Annotated in this window: 13 protein-coding genes; 10 read left to right on the top strand and 3 right to left on the bottom strand. The window is 70.4% G+C overall.

What is annotated here, in order from left to right:
• Nucleotides 1-110 precede the first annotated feature (110 nt).
• Nucleotides 111-1778, top strand: coding sequence for a fumarate hydratase (locus ACZ4Z2_RS10625; protein ID WP_468074424.1), 1668 nt, complete (start codon nt 111-113; stop codon nt 1776-1778).
• Nucleotides 1779-1860: 82 nt separating this feature from the next.
• On the opposite strand, the gene ACZ4Z2_RS10620 is transcribed toward ACZ4Z2_RS10625, so the two are convergent.
• Entirely contained in the window at nt 1861-2598 is a 738-nt protein-coding gene (locus ACZ4Z2_RS10620; RefSeq protein ID WP_468074418.1) for a hypothetical protein, read from the bottom strand.
• 146 nt (nt 2599-2744) lie between these two features.
• On the opposite strand from ACZ4Z2_RS10620, the gene ACZ4Z2_RS10615 reads away from it, so the two are divergent.
• The 3 genes from ACZ4Z2_RS10615 to ACZ4Z2_RS10605 all read left to right on the top strand — a co-directional run bounded on the left by ACZ4Z2_RS10615 (nt 2745) and on the right by ACZ4Z2_RS10605 (nt 7410).
• Nucleotides 2745-4130: a class II fumarate hydratase gene (locus ACZ4Z2_RS10615; protein WP_468074413.1), complete on the top strand. Its 1386-nt coding sequence runs from the start codon at nt 2745-2747 to the stop codon at nt 4128-4130.
• Nucleotides 4131-4244: 114 nt separating this feature from the next.
• Complete coding sequence (gene fomD / locus ACZ4Z2_RS10610; RefSeq protein ID WP_468074411.1) at nt 4245-4937, top strand: cytidylyl-2-hydroxypropylphosphonate hydrolase; 693 nt, start codon at nt 4245-4247, stop codon at nt 4935-4937.
• A 346-nt stretch (nt 4938-5283) separates the two neighbouring features.
• Nucleotides 5284-7410 carry a SpoIIE family protein phosphatase gene (locus tag ACZ4Z2_RS10605; protein ID WP_468074409.1) on the top strand — a complete coding sequence of 709 codons (2127 nt, stop codon included), beginning with the start codon at nt 5284-5286 and terminating at the stop codon, nt 7408-7410.
• A gap of 148 nt (nt 7411-7558) precedes the next feature.
• Here ACZ4Z2_RS10605 and ACZ4Z2_RS10600 read toward each other — a convergent pair whose 3' ends face one another.
• Nucleotides 7559-9931 carry a transglycosylase domain-containing protein gene (locus tag ACZ4Z2_RS10600; protein ID WP_468074407.1) on the bottom strand — a complete coding sequence of 791 codons (2373 nt, stop codon included), beginning with the start codon at nt 9929-9931 and terminating at the stop codon, nt 7559-7561.
• Between the two features lie 333 nt (nt 9932-10264).
• Between ACZ4Z2_RS10600 and ACZ4Z2_RS10595 the strand changes: the two genes are divergently transcribed.
• From ACZ4Z2_RS10595 to ACZ4Z2_RS10585, 3 genes are read left to right on the top strand one after another with little or no spacing between them, the layout of a single operon-like run.
• Entirely contained in the window at nt 10265-10789 is a 525-nt protein-coding gene (locus tag ACZ4Z2_RS10595; protein ID WP_468074405.1) for a PadR family transcriptional regulator, read from the top strand.
• The gene (locus tag ACZ4Z2_RS10590) at nt 10786-11478 is read left to right on the top strand and encodes an ABC transporter ATP-binding protein (protein WP_468074403.1); all 693 of its coding nucleotides are present in this window, start codon (nt 10786-10788) and stop codon (nt 11476-11478) included. The genes ACZ4Z2_RS10595 and ACZ4Z2_RS10590 overlap by 4 nt, the downstream gene beginning before the upstream one ends.
• Nucleotides 11475-13826 (top strand): ABC transporter permease, encoded by a 2352-nt coding sequence (locus ACZ4Z2_RS10585; protein WP_468074401.1) that lies wholly within the window; start codon nt 11475-11477, stop codon nt 13824-13826. Before ACZ4Z2_RS10590 ends, ACZ4Z2_RS10585 begins: the two co-directional genes overlap by 4 nt.
• Nucleotides 13827-13864: 38 nt before the next feature.
• Here the strand turns inward: ACZ4Z2_RS10585 and ACZ4Z2_RS10580 are convergent, their stop codons facing one another.
• Nucleotides 13865-14800: a LysR substrate-binding domain-containing protein gene (locus tag ACZ4Z2_RS10580; RefSeq protein ID WP_468074399.1), complete on the bottom strand. Its 936-nt coding sequence runs from the start codon at nt 14798-14800 to the stop codon at nt 13865-13867.
• Between the two features lie 175 nt (nt 14801-14975).
• Here ACZ4Z2_RS10580 and ACZ4Z2_RS10575 point away from each other — a divergent pair, with 175 nt between their 5' ends.
• The 3 genes from ACZ4Z2_RS10575 (at nt 14976) to ACZ4Z2_RS10565 (ending at nt 17023) form a co-directional block, all read left to right on the top strand.
• The gene (locus tag ACZ4Z2_RS10575) at nt 14976-15530 is read left to right on the top strand and encodes a peroxiredoxin (RefSeq protein WP_468074397.1); all 555 of its coding nucleotides are present in this window, start codon (nt 14976-14978) and stop codon (nt 15528-15530) included.
• 7 nt (nt 15531-15537) lie between these two features.
• Complete coding sequence (locus ACZ4Z2_RS10570) at nt 15538-16071, top strand: alkyl hydroperoxide reductase (RefSeq protein WP_468074395.1); 534 nt, start codon at nt 15538-15540, stop codon at nt 16069-16071.
• Between the two features lie 172 nt (nt 16072-16243).
• A complete protein-coding gene (locus tag ACZ4Z2_RS10565) occupies nt 16244-17023 on the top strand; it encodes a class I SAM-dependent methyltransferase (protein ID WP_468074393.1) in 780 nt (259 codons plus the stop codon).
• Nucleotides 17024-17729 lie beyond the last annotated feature (706 nt).

Here is a 17729-nt window from a genome sequence, read left to right as displayed (position 1 = left end):
CGCTGGTGGGCGCCGCCGATGGAGGCCGGCCGCCGGTGTGCCACAGGCTTGGGCGCCCCGGAGGCGAGCCGCGCCTGAGAGTCAGCCTGTCTAGTGAGGAATGGGCACCGATGCCTGAGTTCGAGTACACCGATCTGCTCCCCATGGGAGAGGACACCACTCCGTACCGGCTGGTGACCTCCGAGGGTGTCTCCACCTTCGAGGCCGACGGACGCACCTTCCTCAAGGTGGAGCCGGAGGCCCTGCGCAAGCTGGCCGCCGAGGCCATCCACGACATCCAGCACTATCTGCGCCCGGCCCACCTGGCGCAGCTGCGCCGGATCATCGACGACCCGGAGGCGTCGAGCAACGACAAGTTCGTCGCGCTGGACCTGCTGAAGAACGCGAACATCGCGGCGGCGGGCGTCCTGCCGATGTGCCAGGACACCGGCACGGCGATCGTCATGGGCAAGCGCGGGCAGAACGTCCTCACCGAGGGCGGCGACGAGAAGGCGCTGTCCCAGGGCATCTACGACGCGTACACCAAGCTGAACCTGCGCTACTCGCAGATGGCTCCCCTCACCATGTGGGAGGAGAAGAACACCGGCTCCAACCTCCCGGCCCAGATCGAGCTGTACGCGACGGACGGCGGCGCGTACAAGTTCCTGTTCATGGCCAAGGGCGGCGGCTCCGCCAACAAGTCGTTCCTCTACCAGGAGACGAAGGCCGTCCTGAACGAGGCCTCCATGATGAAGTTCCTGGAGGAGAAGATCCGTTCGCTGGGCACGGCCGCCTGCCCGCCGTACCACCTCGCGATCGTCGTGGGCGGCACGTCCGCCGAGTACGCGCTGAAGACCGCCAAGTACGCCTCCGCGCACTACCTGGACGAGATCCCCGCCGAGGGGTCGCCGCTCGGCCACGGCTTCCGCGACAAGGAGCTGGAGGAGAAGGTCTTCGAGCTGACGCAGAGGATCGGCATCGGCGCGCAGTTCGGCGGCAAGTACTTCTGCCACGACGTGCGCGTGGTGCGCCTGCCCCGGCACGGCGCGTCCTGCCCCGTCGCGATCGCCGTGTCCTGCTCCGCCGACCGCCAGGCGGTTGCGAAGATCACCGCCGAGGGCGTCTTCCTGGAGCAGCTGGAGACGGACCCGGCGCGGTTCCTGCCGGAAACCACCGACGAGCACCTCGACGAGGCCGGCGACGTGGTGAAGATCGACCTCAACCAGCCGATGGAGTCGATCCTCGCCGAGCTGACCAAGTACCCGGTGAAGACCCGGCTGTCGCTGTCCGGTCCGCTGGTCGTGGCCCGCGACATCGCGCACGCCAAGATCAAGGAGCGGCTGGACGCGGGCGAGGAGATGCCGCAGTACCTGAAGGACCACCCGGTGTACTACGCGGGCCCGGCGAAGACGCCCGAGGGGTACGCCTCCGGTTCCTTCGGCCCGACGACGGCCGGCCGCATGGACTCCTACGTGGAGCAGTTCCAGGCGGCGGGCGGTTCCAAGGTGATGCTGGCGAAGGGCAACCGCTCCCAGCAGGTCACCGACGCCTGCGGCACGCACGGCGGCTTCTACCTGGGCTCCATCGGCGGCCCGGCCGCCCGTCTCGCCCAGGACTGCATCAAGAAGGTCGAGGTCGTCGAGTACGAGGAACTCGGCATGGAGGCCGTCTGGAAGATCGAGGTCGAGGACTTCCCGGCGTTCATCGTCGTCGACGACAAGGGCAACGACTTCTTCAAGGACCCGGCGCCCGCCCCGACGTTCACCACCATCCCGGTCCGCGGTCCGGGCCTGGCCTAGGCCGGACAGCCCCGCGCCCCCGGAAGGCGAAGCCTCCGGGGGCGCGGGCATATCCGTACGAGCGTGGTCGCCCGGCGGGCCGTCAGGCCAGCTTGGCGATCTGCGCGTCGGCGATCTCGGCCGGGAAGTCGAAGTCCTTGCCCGTGGCGAGGGATCCGATGTTCAGCGCGGTGAAGTAGGCCACCGTGGCGCCCTTGCGGACCACGACGACCTTCATCGGGACCTTGGCCTCCTCGGCCTCGGAGACGATGTCGAGGGCCACCGCCTCGTCGGCGCCACCGGGGGCCTCGGTCTTCGTGACCTTGGTGACCTGCTGGTCCGTGCCGTCGGCGGTGACCTTGAAGCCCTTGGCGCAGGCGTCCGCCGACTTGGTCAGGGAGTCCAGCGCGGCCTCGGCGCCGTCGCCCTCGTAGGAGGACAGACGGATCAGGGTGCGGGTGACGTCGAGGCTCTTGGGGTCCGCGGCGTTCGGCACGCTCGCCGTCTCGCGCTGGACGGTGGCGGCGGGCCGGTCGACGACCGAGCCGATCGCCGCGTACGACAGCGGCGCGCACGCCTCGTCCTCGGCCTTGATGTCCTTCTGCTCGACGGTGACCGTGGGGGCGGTGACCTTGTGGCCCTTGACGTCACCGTCCTTCAGCACGACCTTCTCCAGGTCCGCGGCGGACAGGGCGGGCGCCTTCTTCTCCCCCGCGGAGCCCGAGCCGCCCTTGCCCGACTCGTTCCCGGTCCCGCCGGAGTCCGAGCAGCCGGCCAGCAGGGTCAGCGACAGGACGGCGACGCCGGCCGCGCAGGCCCGGCGTATGACAGCGCTTCTCAATGCACGTTCTTTCGTCGGAGTTCGTTCGACCGTTGGGTCAACGGGGCGACGCTACTGCACACCACCGACGAGGGCCCGCGTAATTCCCCGTCACTCGTCCGAGGGAAGCCGGGAACATCGTGACGGGCCCGGACGCTGTACCGGTCATGAGTGACTACCGCGTCGAACACGACTCCATGGGCGAGGTCCGGGTCCCCGCGGACGCCAAGTGGCGTGCGCAGACACAGCGGGCGGTGGAGAACTTCCCGATCTCGGGGCAGCGCATCGAGCGCGCCCACATCGAGGCGCTGGCACGGATCAAGGGCGCCGCGGCGAAGGTCAACGCCGAGCTGGGAGTGCTCGACAAGGACATCGCGCAGGCCGTCCAGGACGCGGCGGCGGAGGTCGCGGAGGGCCGTTGGGACGAGCACTTCCCGGTGGACGTGTTCCAGACCGGCTCCGGCACCTCGTCGAACATGAACACCAACGAGGTCATCGCCACCCTGGCGACCGAGCGCCTGGGCCGGCCCGTCCACCCCAACGACCACGTCAACGCCTCCCAGTCGTCCAACGACGTGTTCCCCTCCTCCCTCCACATCGCCGCCACCGCCGCCGTCACCCACGATCTGATCCCGGCGCTCGACCACCTCGCGGCGGCGCTCTCCCGCAAGGCGGAGGAGTTCGCGGACGTCGTGAAGTCCGGCCGTACACATCTGATGGACGCCACCCCGGTCACACTCGGCCAGGAGTTCGGCGGATACGCGGCCCAGGTCCGTCACGGCGTGGAGCGGTTGCGGGCGTCGCTGCCCCGCCTCGCCGAACTGCCCCTCGGCGGTACGGCCGTGGGGACCGGCATCAACACCCCGCCCGGGTTCTCCGCCGCCGTGATCGCCGAAATCGCGGCGGTCACCGGGCTGCCGCTGACCGAGGCGCGGGACCACTTCGAGGCGCAGGGCGCGCGGGACGGCGTCGTCGAGACCTCCGGACAGCTCCGTACGATCGCCGTGTCCCTCACCAAGATCGCCAACGATCTGCGGTGGATGGCGTCCGGGCCGCGCACCGGGCTCGCGGAGATCTCCCTGCCGGACCTCCAGCCAGGCTCCTCGATCATGCCCGGCAAGGTCAACCCGGTGATCCCGGAGGCCGTCCTCATGGTCGCCGCCCAGGTCACGGGGAACGACACGACGGTCGCCGTCGCGGGCGCCTCCGGCAACTTCGAACTGAACGTCATGCTTCCGGTCATCGCGAAGAACGTGCTGGAGTCGATCCGGTTGCTGGCGAACGTCTCCCGACTGCTCGCCGACCGGACGGTGGACGGGATCGTCGCCCATCGCGAGCGCGCCCGGGAGTACGCCGAGTCGTCACCGTCGGTGGTCACCCCGCTCAACAAGTACATCGGGTACGAGGAGGCGGCGAAGGTCGCCAAGAGGTCGCTGGCCGAGCGGAAGACGATCCGCGAGGTCGTCCTGGAGAGCGGCTACGTGGACCGCGGCGATCTGACGCTGGAGCAACTCGACGAGGCGCTCGATGTCCTGAGGATGACACGGCCGTGACCGGGTGGCGCGCGGCGGCCGTCCCGGATGACACCCGGGTAACCGATTCCCGCGCAGGCGTGAACCATCACCGGTACCGCGGCGTCATATGCGCATGACACCTAATATCTGTCCATGGCGGATGGTGGAGCGGTGAGACGAGTGGAAGCGGGCAACCCGACGGCGTTCTGGGAGCCGGGGGACCACATCCTGTGGCGCTACCGGGAGAACGCGGGCGAGCGCTTCCACATCGCGCGCCCCGTCACCGTGGTCCGTGACGACGAGGAACTGCTGGCCGTGTGGATGGCACCCGGCACCGAGTGCGTCAAGCCCGTCCTCGCCGACGGAACCCCCCTGCACGCGGAGCCGCTCGCCACCCGCTACAAGAAGCCCCGCGAGGTCCAGCGCGACCGGTGGTTCGGCACGGGCGTGCTGAAGCTGGCCCGGCCGGGCGAGCCGTGGTCGGTGTGGCTGTTCTGGGAGCCGGGTTGGCTTTTCAAGAACTGGTACGTCAACCTGGAGACGCCACTGGCCCGTTGGGACGGCGGTGTGGACTCCGTGGACCACTTCCTGGACATCTGTGTGTATCCGGACCGGTCCTGGGACTGGCGCGACGAGGACGAGTTCGCGCAGGCCCAGCAGGACGGACTGATGGACGGTCACGCGGCGGAACGGGTGCGGGAGGCGGGTCGGTCGGCGGTCGAGACGATCCGCTCCTGGGGCCCGCCGTTCTCGGACGGTTGGCAGCACTGGCGCCCGAATCCCGCATGGGGAGTACCGTCTCTCCCTGACGACTGGGACCGTACGCCTGCGCACTTGTCCTCATGAGACCCTTGATGCGCCCCCGGTCCACAACCGTAGGATCGTCCTCCGCGAGGATTCACCGGGGCAACTCCCGCAGTTCGCGCAGTGCTTGACCATACGTCACCGAGGGGCGGCAGGACGTGATCAAGGGGTACGAGGGCCACACCGGCAGAATCCGGAGAAGGCCAGACGGACGGTCAGTACTGTCGTTCCGCGGGTCCGCCGGTACCGTGTGCGGCACAGGAACTGCCTCTGACCACGCGGGAAATCCGTTCCTGGGGCACATGAACCGGGTATCGGCCTTTCTGCGGGACGAAGTATCGGGTTTGCTGCGGGACGAACTGCGCGTAGCTCGCGCAGTCCCGGACGGATGGATTCGACACGCGTGACGGAGCACCCCACCTCCCACGAGCGCCCTCAGAGCGGCGCCGGCCCCGCGGATGCCCGCGGGGCGGTCCTGCGTACCCAGGAGCCGCTGCGCGCGGCGCCCGCCGCGGCCTTACCCGCTCAGGCGCGCATGGGTGACGCGCAGGCCCGCAAGGGCGACGCCGCCGAGCCGGACACGGCGACCCCGTGCCCGACGAGCGACGAGGCCCCTTCGGAGCACGCCCAGCCGGCGCTCTCCGAGCACTCCCAGCCCGCGGCCACCGAGCCCGACCCGCACCGCCCGCGCCCGGCCCCGGAGACCATTCCGGCGCAGCCCGGCGGCGAGACGGAGCGGTCCGCCGGCGCGGTCGGCGGCCTGGAGCGGCGCAGCGGGCAGGGTGTCCCGCCGGGCGCCCCCATGCCGATGCGGCGGGACGGCGACCGGCTGCGGTTCGTCGGCGCCGCGACGCGGCGGATCGCCCGCGGTATCGACCTGGACGAGATCGTCATGGGTCTGTGCCGGGCGACCGTGCCGACGTTCTCCGACGCGATCCTCGTCTATCTGCGCGAGCCGCTGCCCGTCGGCGACGAACGGCCCACCGGGCCCATGGTGCTGCGGCTGCGCCGTACCGACCGGATCCCCGAGGAGCGGGACACCGAGGGCGGCTTCATGCCCGCGCTCCAGCCCGAGCCCGTCGATCTGGCGGTCGTCACCGCCGAGCAGTGCGAGGTGCGGCCCGGAGGGGCGCTCGCCGAGGTGCTGCGCGGGGTGCGGCCGGTCTTCGCGGACGCGCCCGCCGCGCACGACGCGCTGCCGGAACTGCTCGGCCCGGACGCCCAGCTGACGGTGCCGACGGGGCAGCGGGCGATCCTCGCGCCGCTGCGCGGCCGGCGTCGGGTGATCGGCGCGGCCGTGTTCCTGCGCCGCCCGGAGCGGATGGCGTTCGAGCAGGACGATCTGCTGGTCGCCGCCCAGCTCGCCACGCACAGCGCCCTCGGCATCGACAAGGCGGTGCTGTACGGGCGTGAGGCGTACATCGCCGACGAGTTGCAGCGCACGATGCTTCCTGAGGCACTGCCGAAGTGCACCGGTGTCCGGCTCGCCCACCGGTATCTGCCGGCGGCGGAGACGGCCCGGGTCGGCGGCGACTGGTACGACGCGATTCCCCTGCCGGGGAGCCGGGTCGCGCTGGTCGTGGGCGATGTCATGGGCCACTCGATGACATCCGCGGCGATCATGGGCCAGCTGCGGACGACCGCGCAGACGCTGGCGGGTCTCGACCTGCCTCCGCAGGAGGTGCTGCACCACCTCGACGAGCAGGCGCAGCGGCTGGGCACGGACCGGATGGCGACCTGCCTCTACGCCGTGTACGACCCGGTCTCGCACCGCATCACGATCGCCAACGCCGGGCATCCGCCGCCGGTCCTGCTGCATCTGGGCGGGCGCGCCGAGGTGCTGCGGGTGCCGCCGGGCGCGCCGATCGGCGTGGGCGGGGTGGACTTCGAGGCGGTGGAGCTGGACGCGCCGGCCGGGGGCACACTGCTGCTGTACACCGACGGGCTGGTGGAGTCCCGGCTCCGGGACGTGTGGACGGGGATAGAGCAGCTCCGCGAGAAGCTCGCCGCGACCGCCCAGTTGACCGGGCCGGACCATCCGCCGCCGCTGGAGGCCCTGTGCGACGAGGTGCTCGACATGCTCGGTCCGGGTGACCGGGACGACGACATCGCGCTGCTCGCCGCACGGTTCGACGGCATCGCTCCCAGTGACGTCGCCTACTGGTTCCTGGAACCGGAGGAGATGGCTCCGGGCCGGGCCCGCCGTCTCGCCCGTCATGCCCTGTCCCGCTGGGGGCTGGAGGAGCTGACCGACTCGGTCGAGTTGCTGATCAGTGAGGTCGTGACGAACGCGGTGCGGTACGCGACGCGGCCGGTGACGCTGCGGCTGCTGCGGACCGATGTGCTGCGGTGCGAGGTGACCGACGACGTGCCCCAGCTGCCGCGGTTGCGGCAGGCCCGGGCGACCGACGAGGGCGGGCGCGGGCTCTATCTCGTCAACCGGTTGGCGAAGCGGTGGGGGGCGACGCGGTTGAGCGCGGGGAAGGTGGTCTGGTTCGAGCTGAACCAGGCGTGAACGCTCCGCTGGGTCGGGCCGGTCATGGCTCGGGGCCGGCTGCGGGCTGCGGGTTTCGTGTGGTTGATCGCGCAGTTCCCCGCGCCCCTGACGACAGAGGGGGCGCCCGGTAAAAACCGGGCGCCCCCTCTTTCGTGTGCCTTCGCGGCTAGCCGCCTGCTTGGGGGTCGTTCGGGTCCGGGGGCAGGTCGATCTCGCCGTCGGTGGGGGTCTCCTCCGGGGTCGTCTCGGGGGTCTCCTCCGGGGTCGTCTCCGGGGACTTCGAGGGACTCGCCTCCGGGGACTTCGACGGGCTCGCCTCCGGGGACTTCGACGGGCTGGCCTCCGGGGACTTCGACGGGGTCGGGGTCGGGCTCGGGGACTCCGTGGGCGCGACCGCGGCGCCCTGGGTGGTCTCCAGATCGAACTTGGTCTTCTGGCCCATCACACCGAAGGTGTACGTGGCCCAGATCTGGGCCGGGAAGCCACCGCCGTTGACGCGTTCGACACCGGCCGCCCCGTACATCGGGACGTGCTTGCCGTTCTTGCTCATGTCCTCGCCGAAGAGGCCGACGGACGTCACCAGGTTCGGGGTGTAGCCGGTGAACCAGGCGGAGCGGTTCTCGTCCGAGGTACCCGTCTTGCCGGCGACCTGCTGGCCGCCCCGGGCGGGGTTGTCCCGGACGGAGATCTTGGCCGTACCGTCGTCCACCACGCCGGTGAGGACCGAGGTGACGGTGTCGGCCGCCTCGCGGGTGATGACCCGCTCGCCGATCGGGTCGGCGATCGTGACGGCGCCGTTGCGGTGCGTGGCCGAGGCGAGGATGGTCGGGGTGACCTTCCTGCCGTGGTTGTCGAGGGTGGCGTAGATGCCGGCCATCTCCAGCGGGCTCGCGCCCATGGAGCCGAGGGTCTGGGCGGGCACCGCCTGCATGCCCTCGGTGTCCATGCCCAGTTTCCCGGCGACCTCCATGACCTTCTCCATCCCGACGTCGACGCCCATCTGGGCGAAGACGGAGTTGATGGACTTGTTCATGGCGGTCTGCACGGTGACGTCGCCGTAGTTGACGTTGTCCTCGTTGGGCGGGGCGAAGCCGACCTTGGTGCCGTTGTCGACGACCTGGTGCCGGCTGTCGCCGTCGTAGATCGTGTTCGCGGCGATCGGGTCGCCGTCCTGGGTCTCGGCGCCCTCGTCCACGGCCGCGGCGAGGATCACCGGCTTGAAGGTGGAGGCGGGCTGGTAGTCCCGGCGCGTGGCGTTGTTCTGGTAGTGCTTCACGTAGTCGATGCCGCCGTACATGGCGAGGACCTTGCCGGACTTCGGGTCGACCGAGACGGCGCCTGCCTGGATGTGCGCGTCGACCTTGCGTTTCTTGGGGTCGAGCTTGCTGGTGAGGCGCTGCTTGACGGCCTTCTCCAGCGCCGCCTGCTTCTTCGGGTCGATGTTGAGCTTGATGGTCCAGCCGCCCTTGTCGATGAGCGCCATGGCCTGCTCACGGTCGGACGCGCGGCCGCTGGCGACGAGCTGGCGGGCCAGCTCGCTGTTGGCGGCCTCCACCAGATAGCCGGTCTGCCCGGCCATGTCGGGGGTGGCCTGCGGCGGCTTCAGCTTCGGGAACCTCATCGCCTTGCGCTCGGAGGCGTCCAGCTGCTTCATCTCGACCATGTTGTCCAGGACGTAGTTCCAGCGCGCCATGACCAGCTTCCGGCCGGTGGGGGTGGCGACGGCCAGGTCGTACTGGCTGGGGGCCTGGAGGAGGGCGGCGAGGTACGCGCCCTGGGCGACGCTGAGCTTGTTGGCGTCCTCGTGGTAGTACGCCTGGGCCGCCGCCTGGATACCGGAGGCGCCGCGACCGTAGTAGCTGGTGTTGATGTAGCCCGCGAGGATGTAGTCCTTGGACTTCTCGCGTTCCAGCTTCAGGGAGATGACCAGCTCCTGGAGCTTGCGGGTCACCGTCTGGTCCGGGGTCAGGTAGAAGTTCTTGACGTACTGCTGGGTGATCGTCGAGCCGCCCTGCTTGCCCTTGCCGGACAGCGTGTTGATCACGCCTCGGGTCATGCCCTTGAAGTCGACACCGGGGTCCGTGTAGAAGCTCTTGTTCTCGGCGGCGACGAAGGTCATCCGGACCTTCTCCGGAATCTGGTCCAGTCCGACGATCTCGCGGGCGGTCGTGCCCTTGCCCGTGCGCGCGAGGAGGTCGCCGTTCTCGAACTCGTAGACGTTGCTTTCCTTGGTCGCGTCCGGGTTCCCCTTGGGGATGTCGATCATCAGGTACAGCACGACGAACGCGCCCATGACGAGCAGGCACAGACCGAAGAACGTGCCGAGGATCTTCTTCCAGGTGAAGAGACGGCGTATGCCGGTCTTCTTCTTTTTACCGCCGCCCTTGGCGCCCTTGGCCGCGGCCCGGGCGGCCGCCCGTCCGCCGCCCGCGGGCGCCTCTATGACCGCGGTCGTCCCCGCCGCACCGCCGGACGAGCGCTTGGGCGCCGCGCGGCGACCGCCGCGTTGCCGCGCTCGTCTTTCTTCCGCTCGTCCCATGGCTCCGGTCCGCTCCGCCTCTGCTCGGTCTCGTACGTCACTCAGGTCAATGCCAGCTCAGCAAGCTAACACCGAGGACTGTGGCAAAGAGGAGTCGATACGGCCCCGTCCGGCGTGACAATGCGCACGCGCCGCGGACGGTCGCATACCTCGTCCCACCGGAACGGACGTTCCAGCAGGGGCGATGGTTGCCCCCGTGGCCTCATGTGTTGCGGACCGCAGCAGTGACAGAACCGTGACATTCGCGGGTGACCTGCGACGGATCCACCGCCCGTCGCGACCTATACACGGCATGTATACGTGGTGTGTATACGCGGTGTGTACAGTCGTGTCATGTCCATCGGTCACACACTCCTGGGACTCCTGGAGTCCGGGCCCCGACACGGTTACGACCTGAAGCGGGCCTTCGACGAGAAGTTCGGTCACGACCGGCCCCTGCACTACGGCCAGGTCTACTCGACGATGTCGCGGCTGCTGAAGAACGGCCTGGTCGAGGTCGACGGCATCGAGCCGGGCGGCGGCCCCGAGCGCAAGCGGTACGCGATCACCGAGGCGGGCGTCACCGATGTCCAGCGGTGGCTCGCGACCCCGGAGAAGCCGGAGCCGTACCTCCAGTCGACCCTCTACACGAAGGTCGTGCTCGCCCTGCTCACCCACCGGGACGCGGCGGACATCCTCGACACCCAGCGCTCCGAGCACCTGCGCATGATGCGCATCCTCACCGACCGCAAGCGCAAGGGTGATCTCGCCGACCAGCTGATCTGCGACCACGCCCTGTTCCATCTGGAGGCCGATCTGCGATGGCTGGAGCTGACCGCCGCCCGACTGGGCAAGCTGGCCGAGGTGGTGACCCGATGACCCCGCCGCCCGCCGGCTCCCTGCTCGTCGCGACCGATCTGCGCAAGGCGTACGGTCCGACCACCGCGCTGGACGGCGCCGAGTTCTCCATCCACCCCGGAGAGGTCGTCGCGGTGATGGGGCCCTCCGGCTCCGGCAAGTCGACCCTGCTGCACTGTCTCGCCGGGATCGTGACGCCCGACTCCGGGTCGATCACGTACAACGGCCGCGAGATGGCCACCATGAACGACGCGCAGCGCAGCGCCCTGCGGCGCAGCGAGTTCGGGTTCGTCTTCCAGTTCGGGCAGCTGGTGCCCGAACTGACCTGTGTGGAGAACGTGGCGCTGCCGCTGCGGCTGAACGGCACCTCCCGCAGGGAGGCCGAGCGGACCGCCCTGTCCTGGATGGCACGGCTGGAGGTCGACGACCTCGCCCGCAAGCGCCCCGGTGAGGTCTCCGGCGGTCAGGGCCAGCGGGTGGCGGTGTCCCGGGCCCTGGTCACCGGCCCGCGGGTGCTGTTCGCGGACGAACCAACCGGCGCCCTCGACTCCCTCAACGGCGAGCGGGTGATGGAGCTGCTCACGGAGGCGGCCCGGTCCACCAACGCGGCCGTCGTCCTGGTCACGCACGAGGCGCGGGTGGCCGCGTACTCCGACCGCGAGATCGTCGTGCGGGACGGGAAGTCGCGGGACATGGAGCGCGTCATATGAGCGCTGTCGTCGGCCAGTGGTACCGGGACCTCGCGATGGGCGTGCGGTTCACCTTCACCGGGGGCCGTGAGGGCTGGGTGCGCGCCGTGCTCACCGCGTTCGGCGTGGGCCTCGGGGTGGCGCTGCTGCTGCTCACCGCGGCCGTGCCGAACGTGCTGTCCGGGCGGGACGCCCGCCAGGAGGCCCGGCAGGACCGGGGGATCGGCTACCTCGAGAACAACGCCGAGTCCAAGCCGACCGACAGAACGCTGCTCATCGCCGACACGGACACCGAGTACCGGTACCTGGAGATCCGAGGCCGGCTCCTCGAACCCGAGGGCCCCGACGCGCCGCTGCCTCCGGGGGTCGCCGAGTTCCCCGCACCGGGCGAGATGGTCGTCTCCCCCTCGCTCTCCGAACTGCTGGGCTCCGACGCCGGGAAACTGCTGCGCGAGCGGCTGCCGTACAGGACGGTGGGGACCATCGGCCAGGCCGGGCTCATCGGCTCGGGCGACCTGACCTACTACGCCGGTGCCAAGGGGCTCGCCGAGCGACTCGACGGCTCGGTGGTGGCCCGCATCGACCGGTTCGGATCGTCGACGGACCAGCCCGAGGAGGAGGTCGACCCGATCCTGCTGCTGCTCACCCTGGTCGTCTTCGTCGTGCTGCTGATGCCGGTCGCCGTCTTCATCGCCACGGCCGTGAGGTTCGGCGGTGAACGGCGCGACCGTCGGCTCGCGGCGCTCCGGCTGATCGGCTCCGACAGCCGGATGACCCGCCGGATCGCGGCGGGCGAGGCGCTCGCCGGGTCCGTGCTGGGACTGCTCTTCGGGACCGGGTTCTTCCTGCTCGGCAGGGAGGTCGCCGGCTCGGTCGAGGTGTTCGGCATCAGTGTGTTCCCCAGCGACCTCAACCCCTCCCCCGGTCTGGCGCTGCTGGTCGCGCTCGCCGTGCCGGCCGCCGCCGTCCTCGTCACGCTGTTCGCGCTGCGCGGCGTCGTCATCGAACCCCTCGGTGTGGTGCGCACGGCCAAACCGGCCCGCCGCAGGCTCTGGTGGCGGCTGCTGCTGCCGCTCGGCGGTCTCGCTCTGCTCTACCCGATGCTCGGCCAGGGCTCGGAGAACGGCGAGTTCAACGAGTACCTGGTGATCGGCGGTGTCGTGCTGCTGCTGTTCGGCATCACGGCGCTGCTGCCCTGGGCCGTCGAGGCGTTCGTCGCCCGGCTCGGTGCCGGCGCGGTCTCCTGGCAGCTGGCGGTACGCCGACTCCAGCTGAGCAGCGGTTCGGCGGCCCGCATGGTCAACGGCATCGCGGTGGCGGTGGCCGGCGCGATCGCCCTGCAGATGCTGTTCGCCGGGGTCGAGGGCCGGTTCACGGCGTCGACCGGCAAGGACACCTCACGCGCCCGGCTGGAGCTGGCTCTCCCGCAGGACGGTTCGATGAGCGCCGTCGGGGAGAAACTGAGGCGGGCCAAGGGCGCGGCGGCCACCGCGGCGCTGTCCACGACGCAGGTGGCCGCCACGGCCAAGGACCCCGAGCGGTGGCTGGGGGTGACCGTCGGGGACTGCGCCGCGCTGCGCGAGCTCGCGAGGATCCCCTCGTGCCGCGACGGCGATGTCTTCGTGGCGCCCGACCCGGTCGACCCGACGGCGACGAACCTCGCCACCGCGGGCCGCACCGTGTACTTCGAGCCGTCCTACAGCGGCGAGGAACCGGGCGCCGAGATCGCCTGGAAGCTGCCGGCCGGGATGAGGAAGGTGCCCGTGCGCGCCGACTCGCTGCGGCCCGGGGCGGCGGGGCTGCTGGTGACCCCGGACGCCCTGCCCGCGAAGACCGGGTCGGACTTCACCAGCACCGTGTACGTACGGACGGACCCCGCGGTCCCGGACGCGCTCGACGAGGTGCGCAACGCGGCCGTGGCGATCGATCCGCTCATCCGGACCTGGGAGTGGGAGTCGACCCAGCAGGCGGAGCAGTTCACCGACATCCGCACCGGACTGCTGGTCGGCGCGACCGCCGTACTCGTCCTGATCGGCGCGAGCCTCCTCGTCTCCCAGTTGGAGCAGCTCCGGGAACGCAGGAAACTGCTGTCCGCGCTGGTCGCGTTCGGCACCCGCCGACGCACCCTCGGGCTGTCCGTGCTGTGGCAGACGGCGATCCCGATCACCTTCGGCCTGGTCCTCGCCCTGGCGGTCGGCCTGACCCTGGGCGCCGTCCTGCTGAAGATGACGAACGTCGGCGTGGTCGTCGACTGGGCGAGCGTGCTGTCGATGACCGGCATCGGCGCGGGTGTCGTCGTCCTGGTCACGGCCCTGAGCATGCCGCCGCTGCTGAGGATGATGCGGCCGGAGGGGCTCCGCACCGAGTAGTCCTCCGCACCGAATGGTCCGCCCGTCGCGGGCCCCGGCTACAGCACCCGGACCGGCAACGGCCGCAGCGCTTCCCTGAGCGCTGCGGCCAGTTGCTCGTACTCGGGCCCGCGCGCCGCCCCCGTCCGCATGGCCAGGGCGACGCGACGGCTCGGCGCCGGATGCGCGAAGCGTCCCGTCAGCAGCTGGGGGTTCCGGCTCGTCTCCACGGTGACGGCCGTACGCGGCAGCAGGGTCACCCCGAGCCCGCCGGCGACCAGCTGGACGAGGGTGGAGAGGCCGGCCGCGGTCGTGGTGACCGGGACGTCGTCGCGGCCGGCCTCCCGGCAGATGTCCAGGGCCTGGTCGCGCAGGCAGTGCCCCTCGTCCAGCAGCAGCAGGTTGAGCGCGCGCAGCACCTCGCGGGGGATGCCGTCCTGGCCGCCCAGTTCATGGCCGAGCGGGGTGACGAGCACGAAGTCCTCGTCGAACAGGGGCAGTTCCGTGACGCCGGGAACACCCAGCGGCACGGCGAGGAGCAGCAGGTCGAGACGGCCGGTGGTGAGGCCGTCCAGCAGGTTGGCGGTCTGCTCCTCATGGACCTGGAGGTCGAGGTCCGGGTACCGCTCGTGGACGAGGTTGAGGACGGTCGGCAGCAGATACGGCGCCACCGTGGGGATGACCCCCAGGCGCAGCGCCCCGGTGAAGGGCGCCCGCACCGCCTCGGCCTCCTCCATCAGGGCCGCCACCTCCGCCAGCACCGCCCGCGCCCGTACGGCCAGCCGCTCCCCGGCGGGCGACAGCAGCACCTTGCGGGTCGTCCGCTCCACCAGCGTCACGCCCAGCGTCTCCTCCAACGCCGAGACGGCACCCGAGAGGGCGGGCTGGCTCATCCCTATCGCGGTGGCGGCGTCACGGAAGTGGAGATGCTCGGCCACGGCAGCGAAGGCCCGCAGCTGCGAGAGGCTGGGCCGGCGACGCACGGCACCGTTCATGGGAGGCCGCACCTATGACCCCGCCTTTCACCGACAGTCACTGATAACTACATTCGATCAACCAGACCGAGTGTAGCTATTTCATTGATCAATGCACCCTGTGCCACCATCGTGATCGTCCAACCCGTCGGAAACCCCTGGTCCAAGGGGTGTTTTCGCGTTGCAAGGAGAGCCTGTGCTCACTGTCGGTGACAAGTTCCCCGAGTTCGATCTGATGGCCTGCGTCTCGCTGGAGAAGGGCAAGGAGTTCCAGCGGATCAACCACAAGACCTACGAGGGTCAGTGGAAGATCGTGTTCGCGTGGCCCAAGGACTTCACCTTCGTGTGTCCCACCGAGATCGCCGCGTTCGGCAAGCTGAACGACGAGTTCGCCGACCGCGACGCCCAGGTCCTCGGCTTCTCCGGCGACTCCGAGTTCGTGCACCACGCCTGGCGCAAGGACCACGACGACCTGCGCGACCTGCCGTTCCCGATGATGGCCGACTCCCGCCACGAGCTGATGCGGGACCTCGGCATCGAGGACGAGGAGGGCTTCGCCAAGCGCGCGGTGTTCATCGTGGACCAGAACAACGAGATCCAGTTCGCCATGGTGACCGCGGGGTCGGTGGGCCGTAACCCCAAGGAGGTCCTGCGGGTCCTGGACGCGCTGCAGACCGACGAGCTCTGCCCGTGCAACTGGACCAAGGGCGACGAGACACTGGACCCCGTCAAGCTGCTGGCCGGGGAGTGAGGCTGCCGTGTCCCTCGACGCTCTGAAGTCCGCCATACCGGACTACGCCAAGGACCTCCGTCTCAACCTGGGGTCCGTCATCGGCAACTCCGAGCTGCCGGCGCAGCAGCTGTGGGGCACCGTGCTCGCCACGGCGATCGCCTCGCGGTCGGCCGCGGTGCTGCGGGAGCTCGCGCCCGAGGCGAAGGCGAACCTGTCGCCCGAGGCGTACACGGCGGCGAAGTCCGCGGCCGCGGTGATGGCGATGAACAACGTCTTCTACCGGACGCGGCACCTGCTCTCGGACCACGAGTACGGCAATCTGCGGGCCGGGCTGCGGATGAACGTCCTCGGGAACCCCGGGGTCGACAAGGTCGACTTCGAGCTGTGGTCGTTCGCGGTGTCCGCGATCAACGGGTGCGGGCTGTGCCTCGACTCGCACGAGCAGGTCCTGCGGAAGGCCGGGGTCGACCGGGAGACCGTGCAGGAGGCGTTCAAGATCGCGTCGGTGATCCAGGCGGTGGGGGTCACGCTGGAGGCGGAGTCGATTCTCTGCGAGTAGGACGCCGGCCGCCCTGTGGGTGGGGGGTGGGGGGTGCGTCGGCGACCGCGGGTACGTCGTGGCTGGTCACGCAGTTCCCCGCGCCCCTGAAGGGCCTGCGGCCCCTTCAGGGGCGCGGGCCCACTGAAAAGCGCTCGCGTCCCGGGCAGTCCCCTCGGCAGAATCCCTGCCCATGACCGGTCTCCCCTCCCCCACGTTCGAAGAGCTCGTCGCCGAAGGTGATGCCGTGCCCACCGAGGGGTGGGACTTCTCGTGGTTCGAGGGGCGGGCCACCGAGGCGCGGCCCTCGTGGGGGTACGCGCGGGGGATGGCCGAGCGGCTGGGGCGGGCGTCGGCCGCGCTGGACGTGCAGACGGGGGGCGGAGAGGTGCTGGACGCCGCTCCCCGGTTGCCCCGGCTGGCCGTCGCCACGGAAGGGTGGCCGCCGAACGTCGCCAAGGCCACCGCCCGGCTGCACCCGCGCGGAGTGGTGGTCGTCGCCAGCCCGGAGGACGCCCCGCTGCCCTTCACGGACGGGGCCTTCGACCTGGTCACCAGCCGGCACCCGGTCCAGGCGCACTGGACGGAGATCGCCCGCGTCCTCAGGCCCGGCGGTACGTACTACGCCCAGCATGTCGGGCCGGCCAGCGCCTTCGAGCTCGTCGAGCACTTCACCGGGCCCCTGCCGGACGAGGTCCGCCAGGGCCGGCACCCGGACCGCGAGCGCGCCGACGCCGAGGCGGCGGGGCTGGAGATCGTGGACCTGCGGGCCGAGCGGCTGCGGATGGAGTTCTACGACATCGCCGCCGTCGTGCACTTCCTGAAGAAGGTCGTCTGGATGGTGCCCGGCTTCACCGTCGACGCGTACCTGCCACAGCTGCGGTCCCTGCACGAGCGGATCGGGAGCGAGGGGTGTTTCGTCGCCCACAGCGCCCGCCATCTCTTCGAGGCCCGCAAGCCGACCGAGGCATGATCCTTCCCGCGCCCCGGAGGCACCGCCCCCGCTCTTCCCTTTCGCCAACTGGGGCCGCGGACAAAGCACTTCGAGGCGGACTCGGGTGAGCCGTTCGGGTGAGGGGGCGGTGCCCGGTCCCGGGCGGCGGCATCCCGCACTCGCCCCTGGTTTCCACATCGTTATCGCCCGCGACTTGGCCGGGGCGGCCCCCGTCGCGTAGGTTCAGACCAAGGTAATTCGCGTGAGCAAAGCTGCGCGGGCGGCACCGCGCAGTGGAGGGGGCTGCGCGGTGCCGTGAACCGGCCACCGCGTCAAGCGGGCGTTCCGACGCCACTTCACCCACACGAGGGCGCTCCACCCTCTCTCCCCGAGAGTCGCACAAGAATGCGCGAACCCCACGGTTCCGCCAGGATTCCCCCTTTTCCCCTTGGAATCCGTCGCGATCCGGCCATGATCCCCCCTCGATCACACCCTGAACGAACCCTTCCGCGCTCACCCTCGCGCTGTCGTCCGACTCCGCAGAGTAGTTGTGGCACGCCGATGCACGCAGCATCACTCACGAAGGGTTATGGTGGAAACCCCCCCTCGGGCCGGTCCGTCTCCCCCCCACGGACCGGCCCGTTTTTTCTGCCCGCCCACGGACACCTTTCCGCGGCCCGGGCGACGGGTCCTCCGAGGGCCCCCACCCCCGAACACCCCTTGGCGGACTTGGCCTCCACCACCG

Source organism: Streptomyces sp. NPDC030183, assembly GCF_055573455.1.
The sequence above is the reverse complement of the archived record's forward strand: the minus strand, read 5'-3'. Positions and strand labels throughout refer to the sequence as shown.